The sequence below is a fragment of the Nocardioides immobilis genome, from assembly GCF_003515065.1.
GTDB classification, from domain to species: Bacteria; Actinomycetota; Actinomycetes; order Propionibacteriales; family Nocardioidaceae; genus Nocardioides; species Nocardioides immobilis.
Genome location: NZ_QXGH01000063.1, coordinates 1 through 4880, shown reverse-complemented (window position 1 = coordinate 4880; position 4880 = coordinate 1). Strand labels below are relative to the sequence as shown.

General features: G+C 55.6%; 2 rRNA genes. Both read right to left on the bottom strand.

Going from position 1 to position 4880, the window contains the following annotated elements:
* Positions 1-38 precede the first annotated feature (38 nt).
* A 23S ribosomal RNA gene (locus D0Z08_RS31485) occupies positions 39-3169 on the bottom strand.
* A gap of 160 nt (positions 3170-3329) precedes the next feature.
* A 16S ribosomal RNA gene (locus D0Z08_RS31480) occupies positions 3330-4718 on the bottom strand.
* The 16S and 23S rRNA genes sit together here, the layout of an rRNA operon.
* Positions 4719-4880 lie beyond the last annotated feature (162 nt).

Here is a 4880-nt window from a genome sequence, read left to right as displayed (position 1 = left end):
TAACACGACCTGTGTTTGTTGGTTGTGTTGGGGGTTTGTGTGGCAAGTGTTCGGCCTATTAGTACCGGTCGGCTGGGCATTGCTGCTGTACACCTCCGGCCTATCAACCCAATAGTCTGTTGGGGGCCTTACACCCTCAAAGGGGTGGGGAAACCTCATCTTGAAACGTGCTTCCCGCTTAGATGCGTTCAGCGGTTATCACTTCCGAACGTAGCTAACCAGCCCTGCACCTGGCGGTACAACTGGCACACCAGAGGTTCGTCCATCCCGGTCCTCTCGTACTAGGGACAGCCTTTCTCAAGTTTCCTACGCGCGCGGCGGATAGGGACCGAACTGTCTCACGACGTTCTAAACCCAGCTCGCGTGCCGCTTTAATGGGCGAACAGCCCAACCCTTGGGACCTACTCCAGCCCCAGGATGCGACGAGCCGACATCGAGGTGCCAAACCATCCCGTCGATATGGACTCTTGGGGAAGATCAGCCTGTTATCCCCGGGGTACCTTTTATCCGTTGAGCGACACCCCTTCCACATGGTGGTGCCGGATCACTAGTTCCGACTTTCGTCCCTGCTCGACATGTCTGTCTCACAGTCAAGCTCCCTTGTGCACTTACACTCGTCACCTGATTGCCAACCAGGCTGAGGGAACCTTTGAGCGCCTCCGTTACATTTTAGGAGGCAACCGCCCCAGTTAAACTACCCATCAGGCACTGTCCCTGAACCAGATCATGGCCCTAGGTTAGACATCTAGTACGACCAGAGTGGTATTTCAACGTTGACTCCACAACCACTGGCGTGGCCGCTTCACAGTCTCCCACCTATCCTACACAAGCCGAACCAAACACCAATGCCAAACTATAGTAAAGGTCCCGGGGTCTTTCCGTCCTGCCGCGCGTAACGAGCATCTTTACTCGTAGTGCAATTTCGCCGAGTCTATGGTTGAGACAGCGCCCAAGTCGTTACTCCATTCGTGCAGGTCGGAACTTACCCGACAAGGAATTTCGCTACCTTAGGATGGTTATAGTTACCACCGCCGTTTACTGGGGCTTAAATTCTCAGCTTCGCCACAAGTGGCTAACCGGTCCTCTTAACCTTCCAGCACCGGGCAGGAGTCAGTCCGTATACATCGTCTTACGACTTCGCACGGACCTGTGTTTTTAGTAAACAGTCGCTTGGGCCTGGTCTCTGCGACCCTTCACGCTTCCCCAGCAAGTGGGTACACGATCCAGGTCCCCCTTCTCCCGAAGTTACGGGGGCATTTTGCCGAGTTCCTTAACCATAGTTGTCTCGATCGCCTTGGTATTCTCTACCCGATCACCTGAGTCGGTTTGGGGTACGGGCGGCTCGTGGCTCGCTAGAGGTTTTTCTCGACAGCATAGGATCACCCACTTCCCCCATCAGGGGTCGGCATCACATCTCAGACTCACCCACCAAAGGGCTGCGACCCGGATTTGCCTAGGCCACGTCCTACATGCTTACCCACGCTCTACCATCGGCGTGGTTGGGCTACCTTCCTGTGTCACCCCATCGCTTGACTACTACCGGATCGGATCCCGCGCTCCGCACCCGCGCCGCACCCCGAAGGGATTGGTCACAGGTGTTTCGGGCGGTTAGCATCACCGGGCTCGTCATGGGCGCCACTTCGCCGGTACGGGAATATCAACCCGTTGTCCATCGACTACGCCTGTCGGCCTCGCCTTAGGTCCCGACTTACCCAGGGCAGATTAGCTTGACCCTGGAACCCTTGATCATTCGGCGCACGGGTTTCTCACCCGTGATTCGCTACTCATGCCTGCATTCTCACTCGTGTCACATCCACCGCTGGATCACTCCGCGGCTTCACCCGTGACACGACGCTCCCCTACCCACCCACACCCCTGAACCAAGATCAAGTCCGGCTTGGGTATTGTGTGAGTGCCATGGCTTCGGCGGACGGCTTGAGCCCCGCTACATTGTCGGCGCGGAATCACTTGACCAGTGAGCTATTACGCACTCTTTCAAGGGTGGCTGCTTCCAAGCCAACCTCCTGGTTGTCACTGCGACTCCACATCCTTTTCCACTTAGCCGCCCCTTAGGGGCCTTAGCCGATGGTCTGGGCTGTTTCCCTCTCGACTACGAACCTTATCGCCCGCAGTCTCACTGCCACGCTCTCACTTACCGGCATTCGGAGTTTGGCTAACGTCAGTAACCTGGTCGGGCCCATCGGCTATCCAGTGCTCTACCTCCGGCAAGAAACACGCAACGCTGCACCTAAATGCATTTCGGGGAGAACCAGCTATCACGGAGTTTGATTGGCCTTTCACCCCTATCCACAGGTCATCCCCTCCATTTTCAACTGAAGTGGGTTCGGTCCTCCACGCCGTCTTACCGGCGCTTCAACCTGCCCATGGATAGATCACTCCGCTTCGGGTCTAGAGCGTGCGACTCAATCGCCCTATTAGGACTCGCTTTCGCTACGGCTACCCCACACGGGTTAACCTCGCCACACACCGCTAACTCGCAGGCTCATTCTTCAAAAGGCACGCCATCACCCCAGCGAACCAGGGCTTTGACGGATTGTAGGCGCACGGTTTCAGGTACTATTTCACTCCCCGCCAGGGGTACTTTTCACCTTTCCCTCACGGTACTTGTCCGCTATCGGTCATCGAGAAGTATTTAGGCTTAACGGGTGGTCCCGCCAGATTCACACACCATTCCAGGAGTGGCATGTTACTTGGGAAAACACTCACGGAGTCACCACCTTACGTCTACGGGGCTATCACCCGCTCCGGCGCAGCTTTCCAACTGCTTCGACCTCAATGATGATTTCTAACTCCGCACACCCCCAGCAGCGGGCATACGAGTGCTCCCACGACCCCATCCACGCAACCCCTGCCAGGTATCACACGAGGATGGTTTAGCCTGATCCGATTTCGCTCGCCACTACTCTCGGAATCACTATTGTTTTCTCTTCCTACCGGTACTGAGATGTTTCACTTCCCGGCGTTCCCTCCACACACCCTATTTCATTCAGGTGCAGGTAACTGGACATAACTCCAGCTGGGTTTCCCCATTCGGACATCCCCGGATCAACGCTCGGTTGCCAACTCCCCAGGGCATATCGCAGGCTCCCACGTCCTTCATCGGCTCTCGATGCCAAGGCATCCACCATGCGCCCTTACCAACTTGCCACACAAACCACCAACACACACAACAAACAACCCCACCCCCAAACAAGAAGGCAGAACCATCCACGTGATCGTCGGCAACGGCTCGTGCTTTAAATGATCAAGACACAAACAATCAACGATATCAACACTACAAACAACACACACAAACAAACCCCCAACCCAAAGGCGGAGGAATAAGTGTGTGATGCTCGCGTCCACTATCCAATAATCAAGAACCAAGAAACCAACCAGCCCACCCACCCCCATCCAGGGGCAGACGGCGTCTGATCCGAACTGAGACCGGCTTTTTGGGATTCGCTCCCCCTCACGGGATCGCAGCCCTTTGTACCGGCCATTGTAGCATGCGTGAAGCCCTGGACAGAGGGGCATGATGACTTGACGTCATCCCCACCTTCCTCCGAGTTGACCCCGGCAGTCTCCCATGAGTCCCCACCATTACGTGCTGGCAACATGGAACGAGGGTTGCGCTCGTTGCGGGACTTAACCCAACATCTCACGACACGAGCTGACGACAGCCATGCACCACCTGTACACCAGTATCAAAGAGACCTCTATCTCTAGAGGCTTCCGGTGTATGTCAAACCCAGGTAAGGTTCTTCGCGTTGCATCGAATTAATCCGCATGCTCCGCCGCTTGTGCGGGCCCCCGTCAATTCCTTTGAGTTTTAGCCTTGCGGCCGTACTCCCCAGGCGGGGCGCTTAATGCGTTAGCTACGGCACGGAACCCATGGAATAGGTCCCACACCTAGCGCCCAACGTTTACGGTGTGGACTACCAGGGTATCTAATCCTGTTCGCTCCCCACACTTTCGCTCCTCAGCGTCAGGTAATGCCCAGAGAACCGCCTTCGCCACCGGTGTTCCTCCTGATATCTGCGCATTTCACCGCTACACCAGGAATTCCATTCTCCCCTGCATACCTCAAGTCTGCCCGTATCGAAAGCAAGCATCGAGTTAAGCCCGATGTTTTCACTCCCGACGCAACAAACCGCCTACGAGCCCTTTACGCCCAATAATTCCGGACAACGCTCGCACCCTACGTATTACCGCGGCTGCTGGCACGTAGTTGGCCGGTGCTTCTTCTCCACCTACCGTCACCCGAAGGCTTCGTCAATGGTGAAAGAGGTTTACAACCCGAAGGCCGTCATCCCTCACGCGGCGTTGCTGGATCAGGCTTCCGCCCATTGTCCAATATTCCCCACTGCTGCCTCCCGTAGGAGTCTGGGCCGTGTCTCAGTCCCAGTGTGACCGGTCACCCTCTCAGGCCGGTTACCCGTCAAAGCCTTGGTGAGCCATTACCTCACCAACAAGCTGATAGGCCGCGAGCACATCCCTGGCCGAAAAAACTTTCCACAACCACCCCATGCGGGGAGTCATCATATCCGGTATTAGACACCCTTTCGAATGCTTATCCCAGAGCCAAGGGCAGATTACTCACGTGTTACTCACCCGTTCGCCGCTCGTGTACCCCCGAAAGGGCCTTACCGCTCGACTTGCATGTGTTAAGCACGCCGCCAGCGTTCGTCCTGAGCCAGGATCAAACTCTCCATAAGAAAACCTGAAACCCAACAAAACAAACAAACTAGCATTATCGCCAGAATCATTTGACTTGCCAAAAACCCACGACACCCACACCAAAGATGCGAATGCCGCACAAACAAATCACAACGACATAAATTGCATGACACACTGTTGAGTTCTCAAACATCACACGC